18 protein-coding genes are annotated in these 26,172 nt (G+C 73.4%); 9 read left to right on the top strand and 9 right to left on the bottom strand.

Annotated features, from left to right (window positions below):
- Positions 1-189: 189 nt before the first annotated feature.
- Positions 190-1,875 (bottom strand): acyl-CoA synthetase, encoded by a 1,686-nt coding sequence (locus FYX01_RS16310; RefSeq protein WP_190394352.1) that lies wholly within the window; start codon positions 1,873-1,875, stop codon positions 190-192.
- Between the two features lie 359 nt (positions 1,876-2,234).
- Here FYX01_RS16310 and rocD point away from each other — a divergent pair, with 359 nt between their 5' ends.
- Positions 2,235-3,509, top strand: coding sequence for an ornithine--oxo-acid transaminase (gene rocD, locus FYX01_RS16305; RefSeq protein WP_150242250.1), 1,275 nt, complete (start codon positions 2,235-2,237; stop codon positions 3,507-3,509).
- 109 nt (positions 3,510-3,618) lie between these two features.
- Here rocD and FYX01_RS16300 read toward each other — a convergent pair whose 3' ends face one another.
- Positions 3,619-5,058 (bottom strand): SGNH/GDSL hydrolase family protein, encoded by a 1,440-nt coding sequence (locus FYX01_RS16300; RefSeq protein ID WP_150242248.1) that lies wholly within the window; start codon positions 5,056-5,058, stop codon positions 3,619-3,621.
- 49 nt (positions 5,059-5,107) lie between these two features.
- Entirely contained in the window at positions 5,108-6,358 is a 1,251-nt protein-coding gene (locus tag FYX01_RS16295) for an 8-amino-7-oxononanoate synthase (protein WP_150242245.1), read from the bottom strand.
- A gap of 271 nt (positions 6,359-6,629) precedes the next feature.
- Here FYX01_RS16295 and FYX01_RS16290 point away from each other — a divergent pair, with 271 nt between their 5' ends.
- Together FYX01_RS16290 and bioD are read left to right on the top strand one after the other, a co-directional pair.
- Positions 6,630-7,973, top strand: coding sequence for an adenosylmethionine--8-amino-7-oxononanoate transaminase (locus tag FYX01_RS16290; protein WP_150242243.1), 1,344 nt, complete (start codon positions 6,630-6,632; stop codon positions 7,971-7,973).
- Positions 7,970-8,695: a dethiobiotin synthase gene (gene bioD / locus FYX01_RS16285; protein ID WP_150242241.1), complete on the top strand. Its 726-nt coding sequence runs from the start codon at positions 7,970-7,972 to the stop codon at positions 8,693-8,695. The genes FYX01_RS16290 and bioD overlap by 4 nt, the downstream gene beginning before the upstream one ends.
- Here bioD and FYX01_RS16280 read toward each other — a convergent pair.
- Complete coding sequence (locus FYX01_RS16280; protein WP_150242239.1) at positions 8,661-9,149, bottom strand: DUF3291 domain-containing protein; 489 nt, start codon at positions 9,147-9,149, stop codon at positions 8,661-8,663. The two genes, bioD and FYX01_RS16280, sit on opposite strands and share 35 nt — an antisense overlap.
- A 119-nt stretch (positions 9,150-9,268) precedes the next feature.
- Here FYX01_RS16280 and FYX01_RS16275 point away from each other — a divergent pair, with 119 nt between their 5' ends.
- Positions 9,269-10,744, top strand: coding sequence for an aminotransferase-like domain-containing protein (locus tag FYX01_RS16275; RefSeq protein ID WP_150242237.1), 1,476 nt, complete (start codon positions 9,269-9,271; stop codon positions 10,742-10,744).
- Positions 10,745-10,902: 158 nt separating this feature from the next.
- Here FYX01_RS16275 and FYX01_RS16270 read toward each other — a convergent pair whose 3' ends face one another.
- On the bottom strand, positions 10,903-11,517 hold the full coding sequence (locus tag FYX01_RS16270) for a superoxide dismutase (RefSeq protein ID WP_150242235.1): 615 nt from the start codon (positions 11,515-11,517) through the stop codon (positions 10,903-10,905).
- A gap of 982 nt (positions 11,518-12,499) precedes the next feature.
- Here FYX01_RS16270 and FYX01_RS16265 point away from each other — a divergent pair.
- From FYX01_RS16265 to FYX01_RS16245, 5 genes are all read left to right on the top strand, one after another.
- Positions 12,500-13,546 (top strand): class I SAM-dependent methyltransferase, encoded by a 1,047-nt coding sequence (locus FYX01_RS16265; protein WP_150242233.1) that lies wholly within the window; start codon positions 12,500-12,502, stop codon positions 13,544-13,546.
- 131 nt (positions 13,547-13,677) lie between these two features.
- A complete protein-coding gene (locus tag FYX01_RS16260) occupies positions 13,678-15,702 on the top strand; it encodes a glycosyltransferase family 2 protein (protein ID WP_150242231.1) in 2,025 nt (674 codons plus the stop codon).
- Positions 15,699-17,360: a glycosyltransferase family 2 protein gene (locus FYX01_RS16255; protein WP_150242229.1), complete on the top strand. Its 1,662-nt coding sequence runs from the start codon at positions 15,699-15,701 to the stop codon at positions 17,358-17,360. Before FYX01_RS16260 ends, FYX01_RS16255 begins: the two co-directional genes overlap by 4 nt.
- Before the next feature lie 173 nt (positions 17,361-17,533).
- Entirely contained in the window at positions 17,534-19,585 is a 2,052-nt protein-coding gene (locus FYX01_RS16250; RefSeq protein WP_150242227.1) for a glycosyltransferase family 2 protein, read from the top strand.
- Positions 19,582-21,276, top strand: coding sequence for a glycosyltransferase family 2 protein (locus FYX01_RS16245; protein WP_394350474.1), 1,695 nt, complete (start codon positions 19,582-19,584; stop codon positions 21,274-21,276). The genes FYX01_RS16250 and FYX01_RS16245 overlap by 4 nt, the downstream gene beginning before the upstream one ends.
- A 218-nt stretch (positions 21,277-21,494) precedes the next feature.
- Here FYX01_RS16245 and FYX01_RS16240 read toward each other — a convergent pair whose 3' ends face one another.
- From FYX01_RS16240 to FYX01_RS16225, 4 genes are all read right to left on the bottom strand, one after another.
- The gene (locus FYX01_RS16240; RefSeq protein ID WP_150242225.1) at positions 21,495-21,950 is read right to left on the bottom strand and encodes a MaoC family dehydratase; all 456 of its coding nucleotides are present in this window, start codon (positions 21,948-21,950) and stop codon (positions 21,495-21,497) included.
- Between the two features lie 111 nt (positions 21,951-22,061).
- Complete coding sequence (locus tag FYX01_RS16235; RefSeq protein WP_150242223.1) at positions 22,062-23,225, bottom strand: enolase C-terminal domain-like protein; 1,164 nt, start codon at positions 23,223-23,225, stop codon at positions 22,062-22,064.
- 255 nt (positions 23,226-23,480) lie between these two features.
- Positions 23,481-24,602: an alanine dehydrogenase gene (ald, locus tag FYX01_RS16230; RefSeq protein ID WP_150242221.1), complete on the bottom strand. Its 1,122-nt coding sequence runs from the start codon at positions 24,600-24,602 to the stop codon at positions 23,481-23,483.
- A 186-nt stretch (positions 24,603-24,788) separates the two neighbouring features.
- A complete protein-coding gene (locus FYX01_RS16225) occupies positions 24,789-26,036 on the bottom strand; it encodes an amidohydrolase family protein (protein WP_150242219.1) in 1,248 nt (415 codons plus the stop codon).
- Between the last annotated feature and the right edge of the window lie 136 nt (positions 26,037-26,172).

Here is a 26,172-nt window from a genome sequence, read left to right as displayed (position 1 = left end):
AGTCTAACGGTGGCGGAGCGGGCGAGGGGCTGTTCAGAAGGCGCCGGAGCCCTGTTTCGGCTGAGTAGGAGCATACTGACGCTGTGCCCGAAACGAAGGTTTCCCTACCGTCGGGGTGTGGGGTTCCGCGGCGGAGGGGCGCGGAACCCGGTGACCTGGGGCTTCGCGGCCTCTCCGGCGCCGGGCCCCTCAGCGCGAGAGCGGATCCGGACCGACCGGGTCGGGCGCCGCCGCGTCGACCCGCGCGACCGACGCCGCCCACCGGTAGTCCTGCTTGCCGACCGCCGTGCGCCGCACCCGGTCCACGAAGTGCACGGTCCGCGGCACCTTGAACCCCGCCAGCCGCACGCGGCAGTACATGCGCAGTTCGGCCTCCTCCAACCGGGCGCCCGGAGCCAGCGAGACCAGTGCGGTCACCCGCTGCCCGAGCCGCTCGTCGGGGGCGGGCACCACGATGGCGTCCTCCACCGCGGGGTGCCCCTTCAGCGCGGCCTCCACCTCCTCGGGGTAGACCTTCTCCCCGGCGGTGTTGATGACCACGCTGCCCCGTCCCAGCAGCACGATCGATCCGTCCGCCGCCCGGGTCCCGAAGTCGCCCGACAGCGCCCAGCGGCGGCCCTCGCCGTCGGTGGGGAAGGTGCGGGCGGTCGCCAGGGGATCGTTGTAGTAGCCCAGCGGGATCCGGCCGGTGCGCGCGATCCGCCCCACCTCCGGAGAGCCCGGCGGCAGCGGGCACAGGGAGTCGTCCAGCACCGCGATGCTGCCGCCCATGGTGAAACTGCGGTTGTCGGAGGCTCCGGACAGGGCCTCGGCCTCCTGGCCGCCGCCCCGCTCGGCTCCGGTCGCCGATCCGCACACACCCGTCTCCGAACCCCCGTAGGAGTCGGCCAGGGCCACGTCCTCGCGCCAGGCGTGCCACAGTGCGCGCACCGCCGGGGTGAGCGGGGTGCCGCCGGAGCGCACGGAGGTCAGCTCGGGGCACAGTCCGGGCTCGGTGAGCAGGTGCCGGGCCAGTGGGCGGGCCATGGCGTCGCCCACCAGCTGCACGGTGTGCACACCCTCCCGGTGCGCCGTCTCCAGCACCCGGTCCGGGCGGAAGCTGCGGTCGGTGTACAGCACCACCCGCTTGCCGCACAGCAGCATGCTCAGCGCGTTCCACTGCCCGGCCGCGTGCATCAGCGGCCCCAGTACCAGCATGCGCTGGGGGAAGCAGCGGATGGCGCGCTCGGCGGACTCCTCCGGGGTCCGGGCGCGGGGCGCACCCGGTGCCCGGCGCTCCAGTGCGGCGCGGAAGATGTCCGCCTGCCGCCACAGGACGCCCTTGGGATAGCCCGTGGTGCCGCCGGTGTAGAGCAGGTAGTGGTCCTCACCGCTGGTGGGCGGCAGCACCGCGTCCCCGGGAGCCGAGGCCAGGGCCCGCTCGTAGTCGGTCCCCTCGGCCTCGCGCGCGGAGCCGTCCGCGATGAGCAGCACGTGCCGGAGCCTGGGCAGGTCGGGGCGGACCACGGCGACCGTCGGTGCCAGGGAGTCCTCGACGACGAGCGCGACCGCGTGCGAGTCGGCCAGGACGTGCCGCAGCTCGCCCGCGACGTAGCGGTAGTTGACGTTGACCGGGACCGCTCCCGCGCGGAGGATCCCCAGGAAGGACTCCACCCACTCGGCGCGGTTGAACGCCAGGACCGCGACGTGCTGGCCCGGGCACACGCCCGCGTCCACCAGGTGCCGGGCCAGGCGCAGCGAGCGCTCGTGCAGGGAGCGGTAGGTGAGCCGCCGCGAGCCCGCGACCAGGGCGATCCGGTCGGGGACGGCGTCGGCGACCGCGGCGAACAGCCGGGGGAGGGAGAAGGGGGCGTCGGTGGACGCGGGAATGGACACGCCTGACCTCCCTGACACGATGGCGGCCGTCCACGGCTCGGGGCTCGCGGCGGCGGAGTGGCTGTTGCTGCGACGGTACCCGCCGGGGGAGCGCCCGATCGCGGCCGGGGCTGTGGAGCGCGTCACCAGGGGTTTTATCCCAGGTCACTGCGTTCGTAACAGTCCCGTTCAGGGGGTGTGCGGGGGCTTTCCCGCTCCTCGGGTTTCGGGCCGCGCCCAGGAGATGTGACACGTTTCACCCCTTGTGGGGTCACCGGATCATCTGCTCAACTTCTGGGGATCCCGCCGGAAGGGCGCTACCGGGCCCGGTGGTGGGTATCAATCGTCTGACATCGGTCAATGGTGATCGGAGTGACTAGATGGGCAGCACCCAGAATCTGGGACAGCGGTACTCGGCCGGAGAACCCGGCGGAGCGGAACTCTCCAGCACGGACCACATCGCGCTCGCACAGGCGCGGTCGGCACACAACTACTCCCCCCTTCCCGTCGTGGTCGCCGAGGGCGACGGTGCCTGGGTGACCGACGTCGAGGGCAGAAGGTACCTGGACTGTCTGGCCGGGTACTCGGCCATGAACTTCGGCCACCGCAACCCCGACCTGCTCGCGGCGGCGCACCAGCAGCTCGACCGGGTGACGCTGACGAGCCGGGCCTTCCACAACGACCAGTTCGGCCCGTGGGTCAGCGCCCTCGCCGACATGGTCGGCAAGGAGAAGGTCCTGCCGATGAACACCGGTGCCGAGGCGGTGGAGACCGGCATCAAGGTGGCCCGCAAGTGGGCCTACGAGGTCAAGGGCGTCCCGGAGAACGAGGCGACCATCGTCGTGGCGGGCGCCAACTTCCACGGGCGCACCACCACGATCATCTCCTTCTCGTCCGACCCGGAGGCCAGGACGGGCTTCGGTCCCTACACGCCGGGGTTCCGCGCGGTGCCCTACGGGGACGCCGCGGCCATCGAGGAGGCCATCGACCACACCACCGCGGCGGTCCTCATCGAACCGGTGCAGGGCGAGGCGGGCGTGGTCGTGCCGCCGCAGGACTTCCTGCCCCGGGTCAGGGAGGTCTGCGACCGCGAGCGGGTGCTGTTCATCGCCGACGAGGTGCAGTCGGGACTGGGCCGCACCGGCACCGTCCGGGCCTGCGAGCACAGCGGGGTGGTCCCCGACGCCTACCTGTTCGGCAAGGCGCTGGGCGGCGGCATCCTGCCGGTGTCGGCCATGGTCGCCGACGAGGACGTACTCGGCGTGATCCGGCCGGGCCAGCACGGCAGCACGTTCGGCGGCAACCCGCTGGCCGGCGCGGTGGGGCGGACGGTCGTCCGGATGCTGGCCGAGGGCCCCTACCTGGAGAACGCGCGCCGTCTGGGCGAGGTGCTCAGACGGCGTCTGAAGGAGTTCGTCGGCGACGGGGTGGTCTCCGCGCGCAGCATCGGGCTGTGGGCGGGTATCGACGTCGACCCGTCGCTGGCCACGGGCAGGGAGCTGTGCGTGCGGCTGGCCGAGCACGGCGTCCTGGTCAAGGACACGCACGGCTCCACCGTGCGGATGTCTCCACCGCTCGTGATCAGCGAGGAGGACCTCAACTGGGGTCTGGACCGCTTCGCCGAGGTGATCGAGGAGCTCAGGGAGGGGCGCTAGCGGCGGGACCGGAAACGCGGCCGGCGCGACGTAGGACCAGGCGCCGGGTGCGGACCGTGACAGGGTGTCCCGCCGGATACGGGCGGGGCACCCGTCCCGTCGGGGGAGGTCAGGGGGCGCCGGCCTCGTCGCTGGCGGAGTCCGGGACCTCGGGGGCCTCGGGGGCCTCGGAGGTCTCGGCGTTGAGCGCGGGGTCGAGCGGACCGCCCAGCTCCGACATCAACTGTTCCTGGTCGACGTTGTCCAGGGTCTCCCGGGACACGTAGAGCACCCGTTCCGGGCCCTTCTCGATCTGCAGGCGCACCCGCTCGGCGATGGACATCTGCCCCAGAGCGGTGGGGTGGAAGCTGGCGCGGTCCACGCGCAGCCCCTCACCCAGCTGGCCGAGCACGATCCCGTTCAGCCACGCGTCCTCGGCGCTCACCTCGTGCCCGGTCAGTGCGGAGAAGGTGTTCACGTACTCGACGCTGCCGGTCCCGCGCGAGCCGTACACGTCGCCGTCCACCCGGTAGGCCACGTCGCGGATGAGCTCGTTGAACCGCTGGCCGAGCCCGTTCAGCCACAGCTGGTCGCTCTTGGTGAGGGTGTAGTACATGCCCGGCGGGTCCTCGGGGAAGAGCCGCGGGTAGCCCAGGACGAGGACGCGCGCGTCGGGCGCGCGGTCGCGGACCTCCCCGAGGATCTCGGTCAGGGTCTTCTCGAAGGTGTCCATCCGCTTCTCGACGTCCTCCTCCTGCTCGACGCAGACGCTGCTCTCCAGCAGCGGCATCCGCATCATGCAGGTGCGCAGGACGGGGATGAACCCCAGGTCGTTGCCGCCGATGCCCAGGGTCACCAGGGACGTGTTCTCGGTGACCCGGTCGATCTGCGACTCGGGGGTGCCGAGCTGGTCGATCATCTCCGAGCCCTTGTGGCTGCTGCACGCGTAGAAGGCCAGTGCGCCGGAGAAGTCGAACTCCTCGCCGACGACCTCGGGGTAGGCGTTCTCCGAACGCCAGCAGCCGCCCGACTCGGCGGTGGCGGGGTCGTAGCCGCCCGCGCCGTCGCCGGAGGAGTAGGAGTCGCCCAGGGCCACGTAGTTGCCCCACAGCGCGGCCTCCTCCGGCTTCATCCGGGTCCGCTGGTCGGCACCCTCGTCCTCGGCGATCGGGGGGAACTCCTCGGCCGGGCACACGCCTCCGGTGACGTCGCACCACAGGGACACCAGGCCGTCGCGGGTGAAGGGCAGAGCCAGGGTGGCCACCAGGACCAGGACGAGGGAGACGGCGACGGCGGTCCGGGACCGGCGCCGCTTCCGTGGCCGACCGCCGCCTTCGTCATCGTGGCCGGGCCCGTCGGGGCCGTCGCCGTCGGAGCCGCCGCCGGGGCCGCCGCCGGGGCCGCCGCCATGGGGGGCCTCACCGTCGCCGGGGCCGTCGGGCACAGCGGTGTCGGAGCCCTCGCGGACTCTGTCGGTCCCGGCGCGGTCCGCGCCCCGCGCGGGCTCGGAGGCGGAGGGGTCGCCAGAGACCGGTTCCGGCACCTCGGGTTCCTCGCCACGTGCTGACACGACCGCTGCTGCCTCCCACGTCCCGGACGGCTCCTGTGCATCCGCAAGACTACCTGGGGCGTTTCGTCTCGATGACCTCCAGAACGCGGTTGATGTCGCCCTCGTCCAGGGTCGCCCGGACGGTCAGCCTCAGCCGGGAGCGGCCGTCCGGTACCGACGGGGGACGGAAGCACCCCACGCGCACGCCCGCCGCGAGACAGGCCGCCCGCCACCTGAGGGCGGCCTCCGGGGAGGGCGCCGGAACGGACACCACGGCGGCGTCGGGCGTACTCGCCGACAACCCGCGTTCGCGCAGGCCCTCCGCCAGCCGCCGGGCCCGTTCGCGCACCGCCTCGGCCCGCCCGGGTTCGGCGCGCAGCACGCGCAGAGCGGCCAGGGCCGCGCCCACGGGGGCCGGGGCCAGACCGGTGTCGAAGACGAACGTGCGCGCGGTCTCCACCAGGTGGCGGATCACCCGGCGCGACCCCAGCACCGCGCCGCCCTGGGAGCCCAGCGACTTGGACAGGGTCACCGACACCGCGACGTCGTCCGCGCCCCGCAGCCCGGCGGCGGTGGCCGTGCCCCGTCCGCCGGGGCCCACCACGCCCAGGCCGTGCGCGTCGTCCAGCAGCAGCGCGGCACCGTGCCCGCGGGCCACCCGGGCCAGGGAGGCGGTGTCGGCGAGGTCGCCGTCCACGGAGAAGACGGTGTCGCTCAGCACCAGGGACCTCCCCCCTGCGGTCGCGAGCGCCTCGGCGGCCCGGTCGGGCTCGGCGTGGTCGAAGAGCGCCACGCGCGCGCCGGAGGCCCTGGCCAACCGGGTCGCGTCGATGAGGGAGGCGTGGTTGTGGCGGTCGCACACCAGCAGGGGAGGGGCGCCGCCGTCGGGGGCGGCCAGCGCGGTGACCATCGCCAGGTTCGCCGCGTACCCGGACGAGAACACCAGTGCCGCCTCCGCGCCGTAGAAGTCGGCGAGTTCGTGCTCCAGTTCGTGGTGGAGGCCGGTGTCCCCGGTGACCAGGCGCGACCCGCCCGCGCCCGCGCCCCACACGCGTACGGCGTCGGCGGCCGCCTCCACCACGTCCGGGTGGCGCAGCAGTCCGAGGTAGTCGTTGCCCGCCAGGTCCAGGAGGCCGTCGTCGGCGTCCCGGGGCACGGTGCGACGTGTCAGCCCGGCCTCGGCGCGCCTCCGGGCGGTCCCGTCCAGCCACGCGAAGGGGTGCTCCGGGGGCAGTTCGCGCGCGGAGCGCGGGCGGGCCGAGGCCCGCAGGGTCCATGGGCGGCGGGACGGGGCGGTACCGGCGACGGCGGGGCTCGGCATGCGGGCGGCGGTCTCCTCGGGTAGTGCCGGGCGCACTCCGGCCGTTCGGGCAGGGGCAGGGGCAGGAGCGGGGGCGAGGGCCCCGGAAGGGCCGACCCAGCGGCGGCCAATCCCGCTGGGGCGGCCCGGTCCTTCGTGCCAGGGAGGCGTCTACGACTCTGCCGGTCGGCGCATGCGCACGTCACCCGTGGAAGCCCACAAAGATCCGCGTGGATTCCTTGGCGGTACCGTACGGGCACGCGTGCGTACGGAGAGTGAACAATGGACCACCATGACTCCGACACCCACCGGCACAGGTACCGCCCGACTCCTCCCCGAGCGGATCCGCGCCGCGGACACCGCCCACCTGTGGCACCCCTACACCACGGTTCCCGCGGCGGAGCGGCCGTACGTGGTCACGGGGGCCGAGGGGACGCGGCTGACCCTGTGGTCGGAGGAGGGCACGCACCACGTGGTGGACGGGATGTCGTCCTGGTGGTCGGCGATCCACGGCTACCGCCACCCGGTGCTGGACGCGGCGGTGCGCGGCCAGGTGGACGCCTACAGCCACGTCATGTTCGGCGGACTCACCCACGGGCCCGCCGCCGAGCTGGCACGGACGCTGGTGGCGGTCACCCCGAAGCCGCTGGAGCACGTCTTCCTCGCCGACTCCGGCTCGGTGTCGGTGGAGGTGGCCATGAAGATGTGCCTGCAGTACCAACGCTCCACCGGGAACCCGGAGCGGCGCCGCTTCCTCACCTGGCGGGGCGGCTACCACGGCGACACCTTCCACGCGATGAGCGTCTGCGACCCCTCCGGCGGAATGCACTCCCTGTGGGGGGACGTGCTGCCCGCGCAGGTGTACGCGCCCGAACCGCCCGCCGGGTTCGACACCGGGCCCGACCCCGGCTACGTGGCCGCCTTCGAGCGCCTGGCCGCCGAGCACGCGGGTGAACTGGCCGCGATCATCGTCGAGCCGGTGGTACAGGGCGCGGGCGGCATGCGCTTCCACCACCCGGGCTACCTGCGTGAGCTGCGGCGGATCGCGGACGCGTACGGGCTGCTGCTGGTCTTCGACGAGATCGCCACGGGCTTCGGCCGTACCGGTGAGCTGTTCGCCGCCGACCACGCGGGGATCGCACCCGACGTCATGTGCCTGGGCAAGGCGCTGACCGGCGGATACCTGACCCTCGCCGCGACACTGTGCACGGGCCGGGTGGCCCGGGGCATCGCCGCGGGAGAGGTACCGGTGCTCGCCCACGGGCCCACGTTCATGGGCAACCCGCTGGCCTGCGCGACCGCGCTGGCCTCGGTGGAGCTGCTGGCGCGGGGCGACTGGCGGGGCGACGTGGCACGGATCGAGGCCGGACTGCGCGAGGGCCTCGCTCCCGCCGCACGTCTGCCGGGGGTGCGCGAGGTGCGGGTGCTCGGCGCCGTCGGGGTGGTGGAGCTGGACACGCCGGTGCGGACGGGCGAGGCCACCCGCGCCGCGGTGGAGGCGGGGGTGTGGCTGCGGCCCTTCCGCAACCACGTGTACGCGATGCCGCCCTACGTGTGCGGTCCGGAGGACGTGGCCGCGATCACCGCCGGGATGGTCGCGGCGGTGCGGGCCTCGCTGGGAGGGGGGCCGCGATGAGCGTCCTGGTGGTGACCGGGACCGGAACCGGGGTCGGGAAGACGGTGGTCACGGCGGCGGTGGCCGCGCTGGCGCGTGCGGGGGGTCGACGGGTGGCCGTGCTCAAGCCCGCCCAGACCGGAGTGGGGCCGAGCGGGTCCGGTGACACGGACACCGTGGCCCGGCTCGCGCCGGGCGTGACGACGGAGGAACTGGTCCGCTACCCCGACCCGTTGGCCCCGGCCACGGCCGCCGCCCGGTGCGGGGCGGCGCCCGTGCGGGCCGAGGGGGTAGCCGACGCAGTGTGGGGCCTGGCCCGCGCGCACGACCTGGTACTGGTGGAGGGCGCGGGCGGCCTGCTGGTGCGGCTGAACGCCGAGGGCCAGACCCTGGCCGACGTCGCGGTGCTGCTGTCCGCGCCGGTGCTGGTGGTGGCCGGACCCGGCCTGGGCACGCTGAACGCCACCGCGCTGACCGCGGAGGCCCTGCGCACCCGCGGACTGTCCCCGGCCGGCGTGGTGGTGGGGTCCTGGCCGGACCGCTGCGACCTGGCCATGCGCTGCAACCTCACCGACCTGCCCGCCATGGGCGCGGGTCCGCTGGCGGGCGCGGTGCCGGAGGGCAGCGGGGCACTGGCCGCGCCCGCGTTCGCGGACGTGTCCCGCCGCTTCCTGGCCCCGTGCCTGGGCGGCACGTGGACGGGCGCCGTCACGCCGGAGCGGGGACCGGCGAGGCCAGTGTGAACGTGTGCGGGCCGGGACCGCGCTCACGCAGCCACCGGGCACGCTCCCCGGCCTCCTCCCAGGACACCGGGGCCCCGGAGGCGGACCACCACAGGACGCGCTCCACCTCGGGGAAGGCGCCGCTGCGTGCGCGCAGGGCCAGCACGTCCGGGTGGGCCTCCTCCACGAAGGACCTGAGGTCCACCGGGGAGCGCCACAGCGCGATCAGGTGTATCCGGTCCCCATCGTCGGAGAAGTGGACCTCTTCCAGGTGTCCGAGGCTGCCCCGAGCACGTTCGCGCAGCGCGGCGGCGAACGCCCCGAGGAAACGCCGGTCGCCCCGGACGGTGCGGGCCTCCACCAGAATCGGCGAGGCGCCGCGGGGGCCCCGACCGTGGTCCCTGTCCCAGCGCGGGCGGTGGGGGGCGGCGGGACGGACGGCGGGCACGCGCTGACTCTGGACCAGGAACTGCATGAGGACTCCCAGAAGGAATGGACTGCTTTCAAGGGGTCGCATTGGCTCTGGTGGTACCCCCTGTTGGATGCCATTATGGAAGTCCGGGGGTAGCCCCAGTAGATCCAATGGAGGGAAAAATGGACTCTTCTCGGAGTGTCGCGGAGCTCGCGGACCTTCTCGGGACCTGGCCCCGTGGCGAAGGTCCCCTCTACCGGCGCCTCGCCGACACCCTGCGCGAGCTCGTCGACCAGGGCACCCTCACCCCCGGTGAGCGCCTACCGTCCGAGCGCGCCCTGGCCACCGCCCTCAGAATCAGCCGTACCACCGTCGTCTCCGCCTACGACTCCCTGCGCTCGGCGGGCATCCTCGACAGCAGGCAGGGCAGCGGCACCCGCATCAGCAGCCGGGTCGCGCCCGTGCGCTCGGACGGCTGGACCGCCAACGGCAACGGCAACCCCATGTACCGCAACCTCTTCCAGCGGGAGGAGGGCCTCATCTCGACCGCCTGCCTGTCCACCCCAGCGCTCCCCGGGGTGGAGGAGGCCATCCGCGAGGTCGTGGCCGAGGACCTGCCCGCGCTCATGGCGGAGGGCTCCTACCATCCGGGCGGCCTGCCGGCGCTGCGCCGGGCCATCGCCGACCACTACAGCGGCCGGGGCCTGCCCACCACCCCCGACCAGATCGTGGTCACCACCGGTGCCCACCAGGCCGTCAACCTGGTCTCACAGCTCTATCTGCGCAGGGGCTCGCCCGTCGTGGTGGAGGATCCCGGTTTCGTGGGCTGCCTGGACCTGATGGGCGACCGGGGCGCCCGCTTCGTCCCCGTCCCCCTCGACGACCAGGGCATCGACGGGACCGGTGTGCGCCGTGCCGTCGCCGAGCACGCGCCCCACCTGATCTACACCATGCCCTCGTACCACAACCCCACCGGCACGATGATGTCCGTGGCGCGCCGCCGTGAGCTGGGTGAGCTGTCCGCGCGCCACGGCGTACCCGTCCTGGAGGACTCCGCCTACACCGGCATGCGGGCCGCGGACGAGCCCCCGCCGCTGGCCGCGTTCGCCCCGCGCGGAGCCGAGGTCATCACCGTGGAGTCCCTGTCCAAGGTCGGCTGGGCCGGGCTCCGGGTGGGCTGGATGCGCGCGCCCGCCGAGATGGCCCTGCGCCTGAGCCGCCGCAAGGTCCTCGCCGACCTGGCCGGCCCCCTGCTCGACCAGGCGGTGACCGTGCGTCTGCTGGAGCGCTACGACGAGCTTTCCCGCCAGCGCTCCGACATGCTGCGCGAGGCGCTCGACCACATGGAGAAGCTGCTGGGCGAGGCCCTGCCCTCCTGGGAGTGGAAGCGCCCCGACGGTGGGGCGGCCCTGTGGGTGCGCCTGCCCGGCGTGGACGCCCGCGCCTACGTGCAGGTCGCGCTCTGCCACGACGTGGAACTCGTTCCGGGGGCGATCATGTCGGCGTTCACCGACGACCGCCACTCCGAGTGCTTCCGGCTGCCCTTCGCCTACGACCGGGCCGCCCGGGAGGAGCTGGTCTGGCGACTGGCCCGGGCCTGGCGCGAACTCGACCGGTACGGCCCGGTGGCCGAGGACCCGGTCCGCCTGGTGGTCTGATCCGACCCGTCCCCGGCACGGTTCCCGGACCGGCGGACGCGGGCGGGGCGCCGGGCGGCCCCGCCCGGACGGGTACCCCGACACGCGGGAGGGCGGCACCACGCGTGGTGCCGCCCTCCGCCGTGTCCGGCGCACGCACCGGACGGGAGCCGCGGGCGTCAGCCGATCTGGATCCCACGGGCGTTCTGGAAGCGCTCCTGGACGTCGGCCCAGTTGACCACGTTCCAGAAGGCCTTGGCGTACTCGGCCTTCACGTTCTTGTACTGGAGGTAGAAGGCGTGCTCCCACATGTCCAGCATCAGCAGCGGAACGGAGCTGAGGGCGGTGTTGCCCTGCTGGTCGTAGAGCTGCTCGATGATCAGGCGCTGCCCCAGCGCGTCCCAGGCCAGGATCGCCCAGCCCGAGCCCTGGATCGTGGTGGCCACGGAGGTGAAGTGCGCGCGGAAGGCGTCGAAGGAGCCGAACTGGTCCTCGATGGCGGCGCCCAGCTCGCCCTCGGGCTTGTCACCGCCCTCGGGGGAGAGGTTCTTCCAGAAGATGGAGTGGTTGACGTGCCCGCCCAGGTTGAAGGCGAGGTTCTTCTCCAGCATCGGGATGGTCCCGAACTCGCCGCTCTCGCGGGCCTCGGCCATCTTCTCCAGGGCCGTGTTGGCACCGGAGACGTAGGTCGCGTGGTGCTTGTCGTGGTGCAGCTCCATGATCTGACCGGAGATCCACGGCTCCAGGGCCGCGTAGTCGTAGGGCAGTTCGGGAAGCGAGTACGGCGCAGACATCTCTTCTGACGCACCTTTCCAATGACGCGATTCGTCGTGTTTACCAGCGATGGGATCGCTAGGCAGCAAGCTATCAGTCAGCCGACCGCTCACCCGATGTCAGGCTGTTTACACTCCGGCCCGGGAATAAACCGGGTTCGCCGGGCCCGGTGTCCGGACTCTCGCGGTCACCGGCCGTGTGGGCCGTGTCGCCGCGGGCGCCGGACCCTCACGGAGAACTCTCGTGCCCGCCGTCCCACCGTCCCCTCCAGCACTTCCCCTCCTACCTCCTTCCAATCATCACTTTTATGGGGGGACCTCCTCGCACGTGTGGTGCGACGGGATGCGGAGCGCTTTCCGTGGAGGGATCCGCGTGTCTTCCCGGAGGGCGACATCCGCCTGTCATCGGACCGTTGGACGTGCGCCCGGTCGGCATTCACCCGGGCGGATCCGGAGCCGGCGACAAGGGGCGGTGACAATCCGCGGACGAATTCGGAGCCCGGGCCCACTCCCCGTTCCGCCCGGACGCGGTGCCCACCTCCTCCACCCGTGTCAGTGCCGCCGTAGGAGCGCCGCGGCGGGTCCGCGGAGCGCCGACGCAGACCGGAGGCCCTGGTGGCGGCGTGATCGGTGTGCGCGGCATGTCCGGAGCGGCCACGCGGGCACCGGGCGCGTGGAGGCCCCGTGCGGGACCATGGGGCGGTGACGGATCCTTCGAAACAGAAGAAAAACACCGGATGCACAGAAATGAGAAATGCATGAGGAGAGGGTGAACAGCAGGGGAATTGCGTGTACTCCAGGTTTCGATTTCCGTCATGGAGCATCCGTTATTTCCCCGAAGCGTTAAGGTCGGAGGCGTCTGAGCGGTTCGCCGGGCACCGCCTCCGCCAGGAGCGGGTGCACCGGTGGTTCAACACGGGGAAACCGGCTCCTTCCCCTCTCGTCCCCCCGCGGCCCGCACTCGGCGGCGCCGCGCCAGGAACTCCCGTGGAGGTATCCGTCCATGCGGTCGCTTCGCAGTCGTCTCCGTCCGATCCTGGTCACCGGTGCGGTGGCCGGTGTCGCCGTGCTCTGTGTCCCCGCCGCGCTGGGGGTCTCGGGCGTGATCGGCTGGGCGGATGTGGTCACCCTCACCCTCCTCGGTCTGCTCTGCGCCGCGGTGGGCGCCCTCGGACTGGGCGTGCTGCTGCTGTCCCGCCGCATGGGCGCCCTGTCCAGGAGCGTGACCACGGCGGTGGACGCCCACGGCCGCAGGATCACCGAGGCGTTCGGCCAGGACCGGCTGGAGAACGTCCGCGCACTGGAAGGCGTCCGCGAGCGCTTCGTCCACCTCCAGGAGCACACGCTCCCCCGGATGAACCGCGAGATCAGGAACGCGGTCACCGTGCAGGGCCGCAACGACTACGAGCAGCAGGTCGCCTGGACCGAGCTGCGCGAACACCTCGACACGGCCGCCTTCATGCCGCCCCTGCGCGGCTGGGCGGCATCCCCCGACGTGCTCAGGGTGCTGGTCCGCCACATCGACCGGCTGCGCCCGGAACTGGTCGTGGAATGCGGCAGCGGCGCCTCCAGTGTCTGGATCGGCTACGCGCTGCGCCGTGCGGGCGGCGGCAGACTCGTCGCCTTCGAGCACGACGCCCGCTACGCCGAACTCAGCCGTGAGCTGGTCGCCGCGCACGGGCTCGACGACGTCGTCGAGATCCGCCACGCCCCGCTGACCGGGACCGCGGGCACCACGGTCACCGTCGACGGCCAGAGGCTCCCGACCGCCGACCGCTGGTACGACACCTCGGCCTTCGCCGACCTGGAGGGCATCGGCCTGGTGTTCGTCGACGGCCCGCCCAAGGCCACCGGCCTGCAGGCCCGCTACCCGGCCGTACCCGTCCTGCTGCCGCGCTGCACCGAGGACGTCGTCATCGTCCTGGACGACGCCGCACGCACCGACGAGCGCGGCCTCGGCGACCGCTGGCTCGACGAGTACCCCGAACTCCACCGCACCGAGGAGGCCGCGGAGAAGGGCGCCCACGTCTTCAGCCGCAAGGGGGCCTGAGCCCCGCCGCCACTCCCGCGGCCCCGCGTGGTCCCCGCATCCCTCACGGCCTCCCACACCTCCCACGGCCTGCCATCGCACCGCCCGTCGGGCTCCGGCCGGAGCCCGACCGACACACCCGAGGTCACCCGATGATCACCACCGCCTTGCGGCACACTCTGCGCGCCCGTGGCACCGAGACCGCCGTGCTGTGCCACGCGGGCGCCGACACCCGCTCCACCCTGGCCGAACTGCCGCTACGCCCCGACGACCTCCTCGTGGACCTGGACGCCCACCCCCTGGGCCGGCCTCTGGAACTCCCGAGAGCCTGGATCAGGGACGGGGAGGCCGAGGTCGGGCTCGTCGCGGTCCTGGCCGCCACGCCCACCGACCTGCACCGCGCCCTCACCGCCGCCGTGCACCTGCCCCGGGCCGTGCACGTCCTGGTCGCCCTGGCCGCCACCACCGGTCATCAGGAGCCCCCGATCCCGGCCTCCCCGGGCATGGGCCAGTGGCGTGACCTCCAGGAGGTGCGGGTGCGCCGCGCGGACGGGAGCGGCTGGGTGTGCGAACTGTTCTTCCCCAACGGGGTGGACACCGCCCAGGTGATCGACGCCGTCGTGCACGGCACCCGCGGCCGCCGCCGGGGCCCGGCCACCGCGCCGATGGCCGTCCTCAACGGACCCGAGGCCGCCCTGTGGCGGCCCGGCGACACCGGCGCGCGGGGCGTGGACGCGGCCGGGCCCGTCCCGCTGCGCCGGGTGACCCCGGTCGGCGACCTGGCACTACGCGTGTCCGGCGGCGGCGAGCGACCCGAGTGGACCGACCCGGTCGTCCCGGTCCTGGACCGTGCCACCACCGGCGCCGACTCCTGGGAGCGGATCGCCTCCGACGAGCACACCGACGTCCGGGCCGCCACCACCGCGCGCACCGAGGCGGCGTCCGTCAACGCCGTCGCGCCCATCGACGAGACCACGGTCAACCCCACCGGGTTCACCAGGGTCGGGAACGGGAACCTGGCCGACCTGACGCTCCACGGTGCCCACGCCGTCGTCCGGGAGGGTGACAAGGACCTGGTCACCGTCGCCGCCGACGGCACCGTCACCGACGTCGACCTGTCACGGCTGCGCCACCTGCGCGGGGTCAGGGTGGACTGGTCCGGGCACACGGGGCCCAGCGCCGCCGTGCGCGCGGTCGCCTCGCTGGCCGCCGGCGGGGTGCCCCTGCTCAGCGGCGAGGTGCCGGCCTGGGCGTCGGGCCTGGGCGCACCGCTCACGGACCTGATCACCAGCGCCGGGGACGAGGACCTGCGCGACCAGCTGCGCCGTGAGGAGTACAGCGTCCGCCTGCGCCGTGCCGCCCTGCGGACCCACGGCCGGCGTTCCCGCTGGCGGGCCCTGGGCGCCGAGGCCGGGATCCCCCTGCCCCGGGAACCCCGTGTGTCGGTCATCCTGTGCACGCGCCGCCCTGAGATGGTGGGTTTCGCGCTCGCCCAGATCGCCCGGCAGCGCGGCGTGGACCTGGAGGTGGTGCTGACCCTGCACGGATTCTCCGCGGACCGGTCCGAGGTGCGCTCCGCGGTCGCCGCGTTCAGGGACACCGGGCGGCCGCTGGTCGTGCACGAGGCCGACGCGGGCCGGGTCTTCGGTTCGGTGCTCAACGACTCCGTCGCCCGCGCCTCCGGCGACCTGATCTCCAAGTGGGACGACGACGACTGGTACGGCCCCGACCACCTGGCCGACCTGCTGCTGGCGCGCACCTACTCCGGCGCCGAGCTCGTCGGCGTCGGCCAGGACTTCGTCTACCTCCAGGAGGTCGACCTGACGGTCTGGCGCAACCGCAGGTCCGAGGCCGCCACCCGGTTCATCGCCGGGGGCACCATCCTCACCGACCGGGTGGTGCTGGAGGAGGTCGGGGGCTTCCGGCCGCTGCCCCGCGCCATCGACACCCAGCTCCTCATCGCCGTCATCCGAGGCGGCGGGCGCATCTACCGCGCCCACGGACTCGGGTACGTGCTCCGCCGCACCGGCGGCGGGCACACCTGGTCCGAGGACATGGCCTTTTTCCTGCACGACCACACCCAGCAGTGGTTCGGCTGGCGTCCGAGCGCCCTCATGGAGGGCGAGCCCTCGCCTCTCGGCCAGCCCGCCACCGAGTACACGGGGGAGATCCGTTGACCACGCTTGACACGAGCCCGAAGCCGAGCTCCCATGACAGTGGGCCCGAGCCCGGGGCCGCCCTCCCCCGGGGGGAGGCCGACTACCGGGACCAGCCCCGCGCGCGACGCAACGACTACTCGGTGCTCCGGCCGCCGCCGCTGGGGGAGTGGACCCCGGCGCTGTCGGTGTCGGTGGTCGTCCCCGCCCACGGGCACCAGGACAAGCTCGCGCTCGTCCTGGCCTCCCTGTCCGCGCAGAGCTATCCCGCGCACCTGACGGAGGTGGTCGTGGTGGACGACGGTTCGCCCGAGCCGCTCACCCTGCCGCCGGTGCGTCCGGAGAACACGCGGCTGATCACCTCCGCCCCCGGCGGGTGGGGATCGGCGCACGCCGTCAACAGCGGTGTCGCGGTCTCCTCCGGACAGGTGGTCCTGCGTCTGGACGCGGACATGCTGGTCTACCGCGAGCACGTCGAGTCGCAGATGCGCTGGCACCACCTGGTCGACTACGGGGTCGCGATGGGCCACAAGATGTTCGTCGACTTCGACCCCGGCGCCATGACCCCCGAGTACGTGGCCGCCGAGGTCCGTGAGGGGCGCGCCGCCGAGCTGTTCGACCGCGAGAGCGCCGACCCGCACTGGGTGGAGCAGACGATCACGAACCACGACAGGCTGCGGACCGCCGACCGCATGGCCTACAAGGTGTTCATCGGGGCCACCGGCTCCCTGCACCGCACCCTGTTCGACGCCGCGGGCGGCCTGGACGGGGAACTGGTCCTGGGCGGCGACAGCGAGTTCGCCTACCGGGTCTCCCAGCAGGGTGCCCTGTTCGTTCCCGACCTGGACACCAGCAGCTGGCACCTGGGGCGCACCCAGATGCAGACCCGTCGTGACGCGGGCACCCGTTACCGCGCCCCCTTCGTGGCCAACCGTGTGCCCGACTTCCACCTGCGCCGCAGGCGCCCCGACCGTCAGTGGGAGGTGCCGCTGGTCGACGTGGTCATGCACGTGGACGGCGCCGCCCTGGAGGACGTGGACACCACCGCCTCGGCGCTGCTGTCCGGCACCACCCCCGACATCCGGCTGTGGCTGGTGGGCCCCTGGGCCGAGCTGGGGGAGGGGCGGCGCTCCCCGCTGGACGAGGAACGGCTCGACCTGCGGCTGGTCGGGGAGACCTTCCGCGGCGACCCCCGGGTGCGGTTCACCGGCTCCGAGCCGGAACACGATCCGCGCGTGCCCTTCCTGCTGCGGATGCCCGTCGGGGCGGCGCCGCGGGACGGGGCGGTCGCCGACCTGATCGGCGAGGCGAACAAGAACAAGGCGGGGCTGCTGTGCGCGCCCATGCCCGGGGCCACCCGGGGCGACGGCGTCCTGCGCCTGGAGCGGACCTCCGCCTACGCCAGGGCCCGCCGCTTCCGGCCGGACGCCGCGGCCGAGGACCTGGACCGGGGTGTGGAGGAGGTCTACGGCACCCACTGGATGCCCGGGACGGACTTCGTGGTCCCGGAGGAGGAGGGGCAGGCCAGGCCCGAGAGCCCCGAGGCGCTGCGGCGCAAGCTCGACCACGCGCTCGCCGAGGTGGAGCGGATGCGGGCGCGGGCCAAGCGGGCCGAGCGCAAGCTGCGCTGGTTCACCCCCGGGCTGGCCCGCAGGGCGCTGCGGAAGCTGGCCCGCTGATCCGGTCCTGAGGGACCTCCGGGCGGAGGGAGGGGTACGGCGGTGTGTCGGTCGTTCGCGACACACCGCCACCCCCGGGTGCGCCCGGTGATTATTTGGCTACGCTGGGCACTCGGAACTGGTGCGCGTCCCACGGGCCGCGACTCCGCCTCCCACACCACCGAGGTCGCCCCATGATCACCTCCGTACTCCGCCAGGGCCTGCGCACACGCGGAAGCGAACCCGCGGTGCTGTGCCACACCGGATTCCAGGGGCGGGGCTGCGTCTACTTCGACTGGCTCCGGCTCGGGGCCCGTGACCGGGTCGTCGACCTGGACACCCGTCCCATGGGCGAGCCGGTCCGGGTGAGGGGCGTGGGCGGGCTGGGAGAGACGGAGGAGGTCGGGCTGCTGGCGGTCGTCGCGGCCAGTCTCACCGACCTTCGCCGATCCCTCACCACGGCGGTCCACCTGCCGCCCGCCGTGCACCTGGTCGCGGCCGTGGCCGACATGCCGGGCCACCAGGGGCCCCTGCTGCCCTCTCCTCCCGGCATCGACGAATGGCGGGGTCTGCAGGAACTGCGGCTGCGCCGTACGGGCAAGAGCGGCTGGGTCTGCGAGTTGTTCTTCCCCGGAGGCACCGACACCGCCCCGGCCCTGGACAACGTCCTGCACGGAACAGGCGGCCGCCGGCGTGGTCCCAGGCCCGTGCCCCTGGGCGGGCTGCACGGACCCGAAGGCGCCCTGTGGCGCTCCGGCGACGTCGCGGCCTCGGGAGTGAGCGCCACCGGCCCCGTTCCGCTGCGCCGGGTCACACCGGTCGTCGACCTGGTCGTACGCACCCACGACGGCGGTCCGCTGCCCGTCTGGGAGGACGAGGCCGTCCCCTGCCTGGACCTGGAGACCACCGCAGCCGGATCCTGGGAGAGACTGACCCGCTCCGAGGGCGCGCACCGCCCGTCGGGGGCCGGTGAGGGCGGTCCCCCGCGTGTGCGGGAGGCGGACCCCACGGAGCTGGTCGCCCCCATCGACGAGCGCGTCATCAACCCCTGCGGCTTCGCCCGGAAGTCCGGCGGTCCCATGGGCGATCTCACGGTCCACGACCAGCACGCGGTCATCCGCGACGGGCACAGGATCCTGGCCACGATTCCCGAGAACGGAACGGTCACCGACCTGGACATCGGCCGGGTCCGCTACCTGCGCGGCGTCCGGGTGGACTGGTCCGGGCACGGCGGACCCGCGGCCGCGGTACGCGCGGTCGCCTCCCTCGCGGCCGCGGGCGTACCGACGCTCAGCGGGCCCGTCCCGGCCTGGGCGCGTGCCCTCGGCCAGCCCCTGGCCGACCTGCTGACCGCGGTGGGGGAGGAGGCGCTGCGCGACCCGCTCCTCCGCGAGGAGCACAGCATCCGGCTGCGCCGCGCCGCCCTGCGGACCCACGGCCAGCTCACCCGCTGGCGCTCCCTGGCCCGGTGGGCCGGAGTCCCGCTGCCGCCCGACCCCCTGGTCTCCGTGGTCATGTGCACCCGCCGCCCCGAGATGGTGGGGTTCGCGCTCGCCCAGATCGCCCGCCAGCGCCACGTGCGCTTCGAGGTGGTGCTGACCCTGCACGGATTCTCCGCCGACCTGCCCGAGGTGGGTTCGGCCATCGCCGAGTTCACCGCCACGGGTGCGCGGGCCACCGTGCACGAGGCCCCCGCGGACCAGGTGTTCGGGGCCGTGCTCAACGACGCCGTCGACCGCGCCTCGGGGCCGATCATCGCGAAGTGGGACGACGACGACTGGTACGGCCCCGAACACCTGGCCGACCTGATGCTGGCGCGTACCTACTCCGGGGCCGACCTGGTGGGCAGCAGCACGGACTACGTCTATCTCCAGGAACTGGACCTGACCGCGTGGAGGAGTTACCACTCGGAACTCCCCTCACCCCACGTCGCGGGAGGGACCATCCTCACCGACCGCTCGGTGCTGGAGGAGGTCGGAGGCTTCCGCCCCCTGCCCCGGGCGGTCGACAGCCAACTCCTCCTCGCCGTGCGGCGCGGCGGCGGGCGCATCTACCGCGCCCACGGGCTGTGCTACGTGCTGCGCCGCGTGGCCGAGGGCCACACGTGGAACGAGGACCCGGGCTACTTCGTGCGCAAGAGCACCAGGCAGTGGTCCGGCTGGCGTCCCAGCGCCCTGATGGAGGGGGCACCCGAACCCCTGGGACAGCCCGACGGAGTGACCGAGTACACGGGAGGACACCGTTGACCACCTCAGACAACGCTCCCGGGTCGGGGCTGGTACCCGGTCAGCGCGGGGAGCGGACGGACCCGGTGACGCGGATCCGGGGCGCCGATCCGCACGGCCTCGACGGTCGGTCCATGCCCCGGCTGTGGCGCAACGACTACTCGGTGCTCCGGCCGCCGCCGCTGGGGGAGTGGACCCCGGCGCTGTCGGTGTCGGTGGTCGTCCCCGCCCACGGCCATCCGGACAAGCTGGCGATGGTGCTGGCCTCCCTGTCCGCGCAGAGCTATCCCGCGCACCTGACGGAGGTGGTCGTGGTGGACGACGGTTCGCCCGAGCCGCTCACCCTGCCGCCGGTGCGTCCGGAGAACACGCGGCTGATCACCTCCGCCCCCGGCGGGTGGGGATCGGCGCACGCCGTCAACACGGGTGTGGCGGCCTCCTCCGGACAGGTGGTCCTGCGTCTGGACGCGGACATGCTGGTCTACCGCGAGCACGTCGAGTCGCAGATGCGCTGGCACCACCTGGTCGACTACGCGGTGGTCATGGGCCACAAGATGTTCGTCGACTTCGACCCCGAGACGATGAACCCCGAGTACGTGGCCGAGCAGGTACGCGCCGGCAGGGCGGCGGACCTGTTCGACCGCGAGAGCGCCGACCCGCACTGGGTGGAACGGACGATCGACAGGCAGGACCAGCTCCGCACCGCCCACCACAAGGCCCACAAGGTGTTCATCGGGGCCACCGGCTCCCTGCACCGCACCCTGTTCGACGGGGCCGGGGGGATGGACGCCGAGCTCATCCTGGGCGGCGACAGCGAGTTCGGCTACCGGGCCTCCCAGCAGGGGGCGGTCTTCGTCCCGGACCTGGACACCAGCAGCTGGCACCTGGGGCGCACCCAGATGCAGACCCGGCGCGAGGCGGGCACCCGCTACAGGATGCCGTACCTGGCCAACCGCATGCCCTACTTCCACCTGCGCGACCGGCGTCCGGGCCGGTTGTGGGAGGTGCCGGTGCTGGAAGCGGTGATGGACGTGGACGGCGCCGCCCTGGAGGACGTGGACACCACCGCCTCGGCGCTGCTGTCCGGCACCACCCCCGACGTCCGGCTGTGGCTCGTCGGTCCGTGGGACGCGCTCGAAGAGGGGCGCAGGCCCCTGCTGGAGGAGGAGAACCTGGACCTGCGACTGGTCAGGGAGCTCTTCCGCGGCGACCCCCGGGTGCGGTTCACCGGCTCCGAGCCGGAACACGATCCGCGCGTGCCCTTCCTGCTGAGGGCGCCCGCCGGGGCGCGGCTGGAGCCCGGAGCCCTCAGAGAGCTCCTGCGGACGGCCGAACGCACGGGGGCGGGGCTGCTGCGCTCGCTGCCGCCCGGGGACGCGCAGGGAGAAGGGGCGCTGCGGATGGAGCGCACCGCCGCCTACGCCAGGGCCCGCCACCTCTCCTCCGGACCGGGGGAGGAGGACCACGACCAGCTGGTGGAGCAGGTCTGCGGCATCCACTGGACGGGTGGGGAGGGGATCTTCGCGGTCTCCTCCGCCGCGGCGGAGGAGACCGGCGCCGCCGAGGGTGACACGGACCTTCTGCGCCGCCGCCTGAGCCGCGCCGAGAACGAGGCCGGGAGGCTGCGGCGACGTGCGGAGCGGGCCGAGCGCAAGCTGCGCTGGTTCACCCCGGACCTGGTCCGCCGCGTGCTGCGCAGAATCGTCCGCTGAGGCAGTGCTTGCCCTGGGGCTCCGCTTCGCTTCGCCCCAGGTCCGGGCGCCGCCAAAGGCGGGAACCTTCGGTGCCTCCGGTGTGACGGCCCGTGCCCGCGCCGTCGCCCGCCACCACCCTCAAACGACGGCCTTCGGCCGCAGTACCCGTCGTCCCACCTCCGCCACCTCCAGGACCCCGCCGGCGCCCGAACGAACCCCTCGGGGAGGGGAAGGGCCTACGGCACCCAGAGGCCGAGCGACTCGGCGACCAGGGCGGGGCGCTCGTGGTCCTCGATCTCCACGGTGTGGGTCGTGGCCACCAGGTAGCCCTTGGGGGACTTCTGTACCGAGCTGAGCTCGATACCGTCGCGGATGCGCGAACCGGAGGGGACCGGCTGGAGGAAGCGCACCTTGTTGAGCCCGTAGTTGATGGACATGCTGGGCTTCTTGGTGAGCGAGATGGACGACTGGGAGAAGTGGGCCAGCATCGACAGGGTCAGGAACCCGTGCGCGATGGTGCCGCCGAAGGGGCCCGCGGCCGCCTTCTCCTGGTCGATGTGGATCCACTGGCGGTCCTCCGTCGCGTCGGCGAAGAGGGAGATCCGTTCCTGGTCGATGGTCACCCAGTCGGTGTAGCCCAGGTGTTCACCCTGGGATGCGATGACCTCGTTGATGTCGGCGAATACGCGCACCGCGCCTCCACAGTCGTCGGGTCCGGAACGGGGGCCGGACGGTGTCGCAACCCTACCTAACACTGTTCGGTTAAGGGAGCGGGGGAGCCCCTCGGGGGAGGTCCCGCGGGGTCAGCGGCCCGGGCCACGGCGGGCTCCACCGCCGCGTCCGCGCTCGACGAGGGCCTCACGCGTGCCCTCGGCGTCCACCAGCAGGGCCCGCGCGGTGCGCCCGGCCACCGCCGCACGGTCCACTCCGTGTCCCAGGCCGCTCTCCGTCAACGGGACCGGCACCACCCCGTCATGCGCGCGTACCGGCGGGAGCACCAGGTCGCGGCAGCGGTTCCCGGCACCGGGCATCTCCACCGGCAGGGACGCTCCCGACAGGGACCCCAGCGCGACCGCGGCCGCCCGGCCGACCCCCGTCACCGCCGAGGAGCCGCACCAGACCTGCCAGCCCGCGTCCACGGCGCGGTCCACCGCGCGGCGGGCCGCCGTGAGGCCGCCCAGCCGGGTCAGGTCCACGTTCACCGCTTTACCGGCCTCGGCGCGGATCGCCTCGGACAGGTCCTCCACCGAGTCCAGCGACCGGCCCAGCGCCACCGGGGTGCGCAGCTCCGAGGCCAGGCGGGCGTGCGCGGCCAGATCGCCCGGGGCGAAGGGGTCCTCGATCGCCAGCAGGCCGAGTCCGTCCATGGCGCGCAGCGCGTCCAGGTCGGCGGGGGACTCGGTGTACCGTCCACCGGCGTCGGCCTGCAGGACCAGGAACGGGAAGCTGCCCTGCACCGCACGCACCACGTCGGCGTCCCAGCCCGGCTCGATCTCCAGCCGGATCCGCCTGAAGCCCGATCCGACCTGGCGGTTGACCTCGGTGACCACCGACTCCACGGTCACCTGCCGGCGCAGGGTCACACCCGCCGTGAGCGCGGTGCGCTCCCCGCCCAGGGCGTGCGAGAGCGGGGTGCTGTGCTGGCGGCTCCACAGGTCCCAGCAGGCGGTGTCCAGGGCGCTGGCCACCGCCGGGTCCCAGGGCAGGTCCGCCCATGCCTCGCCCGCCTCGGTGGGCCGTCTCCAGGAGTGGCGCAGCAGGGCGGGGGCGAAGACCGAGACCAGGGCGTCCCACTGGGGCCGGGTGGCGCGTGGAAGCTCCCCCCAGCCGCTGACGCCCTCGTCGTCGGCCACACGGACCAGGGCGGGGCCGTCGGTGTCGGTGCCCCGTACGCCCGACTGGGGCCGCAGACCGATCAGCTCGAGTTCGACGATCCGGGTCGCGGTCGCCGAGCCGGTGTGTGCCACGCTGTCCCACCTCGGTGCTCGTCCTCCCGCCGGTCGCCCGACCACCGGGCCGGACACGGGCTGTCCACTCGACGGTACCGCCAGCCGACCTGCACGACCAGCCCGAGCGGTGCGGTCCGTGCCACCCGGCCGGCCCGGTGGGTGGACCCCACGGTCGCCCCGCACCCCCGGCCCCACGCCGGGACCCCCTCACGCGACGGGGCCGTCCACGGCGCCGACCGGCACCGTGGACGGCCCCGGGCGGGGTCCGCCGTCTCAGCCCGTGGCCAGCACCTCGTCCAGCGGGCGGTGCTTGAGCCCGTGCGCCTCGGCGACCGGCGCCGACACCACGTCGCCGTCGAAGGTGTTCAGGCCCCCGGCCAGCGCCTCGTCCTCGCTCAGGGCCCGCCGCCAGCCCTTCTCCGCCAGCGCCACCGTGTAGCGCAGGGTGTCCTTGGTCAGCGCGTGGGTGGAGGTGTTGGGCACCGCCCCCGGCATGTTCGCCACGCAGTAGAACACGGTGTCGTGCACCTGGAACGTGGGGTCGGCGTGCGTGGTGGGACGCGAGTCCTCGAAGCAGCCGCCCTGGTCGATGGCGATGTCCACCAGCACCGCACCCGGGCGCATCCGCGACACCAGCTCGTTCGACACCAGCTTGGGCGCCTTGGCCCCGGGCACCAGTACCGCGCCGATCACCAGGTCCGACTCCAGCAGCGAATGCTCCAGCTCGAACGCGTTGGACACCACGGTCTTGACCCGGCCCTGGTAGATCGAGTCCACGTGCCGCAGCTTGTTCACGTTCAGGTCCAGCACGGTCACGTCGGCGCCCATGCCCACCGCGACCTGCGTCGCGTTCAGACCGGACACACCCGCGCCGATCACGGTCACCCGGGCCGGGCGCACACCCGGCACCCCGCCCATCAGCACACCGCGGCCGCCGCTGGGACGCTGCAGGGTCACCGACCCCACCTGCGTGGCCAGGCGGCCCGCGACCTCCGACATCGGAGCCAGCAGCGGCAGAGAGCCGTCCGGCAGCTGCACGGTCTCGTAGGCGATACCGGTCACCCGCCGTTCCAGCAGCGCGTCGGTGCACTCGCGGGAGGCGGCCAGGTGCAGGTAGGTGAAGAGGGTCTGCCCCTCGCGCATGCGGTGGTGCTCGGCCGCGATCGGCTCCTTGACCTTCAGGATGAGCTCGCCCGCGGCCCACACCTCGTCGGCGGTGTCCAGGATGCGGGCACCCGCCGTCTCGTACTCGGTGTCGGGGATGGAGGAACCGAGGCCCGCGTCGCGCTCGACGACCACCTCGTGGCCCCGGCTGACCAGTTCGTGGACCCCCGCAGGAGTGATGGCCACCCGGTACTCGTGGTTCTTGATCTCACGGGGCACGCCGATGCGCACGGTTCCTCCTACTGGTATCTCCGTTGATATCCCCACTGTGACCTGCGCGGGCCCTTCGCCGCCATCGTCAACATGCATGGCTGTCGGCGACTTTGTTGGCAACGTGTAAAGCGGGTGCGTGGGATGGGACACGAGTCCACGCCCGGTGTGCAAGGGTTCGTCGTGAAACGCTCCGGCCCGGCCTCCTCACGGATCGCTGACCGGGGAGCCACCGCGGACGCCCTCCGGTTCGGTCCTGCGCCCCGAGACCCACACCTGTCCCACGCGGCCTACCAACTCCCTACCCGCGTACGGGCTCGGATCCACCACCGGAACCGCCACCCGTGCGAGGGGGTCGAAGGCGACCAGGTCGGCGTCGAAGCCCGCCGCGATCCGCCCCTTGCCGCCCAGCCCCAGCAGTTCCGCGGGAGCCCCGGCCGTCCACCGCGCCAGGTCGGCCAGCCCGCGGCCGCGCCGGTGCGCCGCCGTCCACAGCGCGGGCAGACTCCGCTCCAACGTGTACAGGCCGTGGGCGGGAAGGTGTCCCGAACCCACCGTGGTGATCGACGAGTCCTCCGCCAGCAGCGCGCTCCACAGCGCCCTGCGGTTGGCGTCCGAGCGCACCGGCGGGCGGCAGGCGTGGGCGGGCGACTCCCGCGCCAGCGCCTCCGAGGGCAGGCACAGGTAGTGCGGGCAGGTCTGCGCCGACAACTCCACCCCGATCTGCCCCGCCGCCGCCAGCAGCGCGGCGCACTCGGCCGCCGTGAAAGGGCACACGTGCGTGCGCGCCCCCACCACGCGGGCCGCCGCGATCACCCGCTCCAGCCCGCGCCGCTCCGCCCGGGGCGGCCGCTGCTCGGCCGGCACCGGCGGGGCCCCCAGTTCCCGGGCGTCCTCGGCGTGCACCAGCAGCATGCTGTCCAGCGCCGCGAGTTCGGCCATCGACTTGCGCAACTGGGCGTCGCCCAGCGACGCCATGTCCGGGGCTCCCCCGTCCGACAGGGAGCAGCTGAAGGCCACCGCGCCCGCCGCCTGCAGGTCGGCCAGGTCGAGCGGGCCGGTGCCGTGGGTCACCCCGCCAAGGAACAGCACCGGCACCGGGGAGGGCGCCGCCGCGCGCTGGTGGGCCTGGAGTGCGTCCGCGGACGTGATGGCGGGCCGGGCCGGGGCGGGGGAGGCCACGACGCAGGTCACACCGCCGCGCAGGGCGGCCGCGCCCATCAGGCGGTAGGACTCGGCCAGGTCCTGCCCCGGCACGTGTACACCGGTGTCCACGTCGATGGCACCGGGCAGCAGCGCCGCGTCGCCGAGGTCGGTCACCTCGCGTGCCGGCATGTCGGCACCGTAGGCGTCAACGGCCTCGATCCGGCCGTCGCGCACTCCGACGGAGGCGGGCCCGACCCCCTCGGGGGCGACCACGCGCCTGGACCTGACCACACTGTCGAACACGGTCATCTGGTGTGGGGGACACTCCCCGCCCTCAGACGGGAGAGGAAGCCCCTGCCTCCTTCTGCGTGGTGTAGGCATAACCGTCCGCCCGCTGGAGCAGGCGCATCTTCCTCGTGAGCACGCCCGCGACGAGAGGATGTGC

The organism is Nocardiopsis quinghaiensis, assembly GCF_008638365.1.
Taxonomy (GTDB): domain Bacteria; phylum Actinomycetota; class Actinomycetes; order Streptosporangiales; family Streptosporangiaceae; genus Nocardiopsis; species Nocardiopsis quinghaiensis.
Note: the sequence above shows the minus strand (reverse complement) of the source record. Positions and strands in the feature narration are given on the sequence as shown.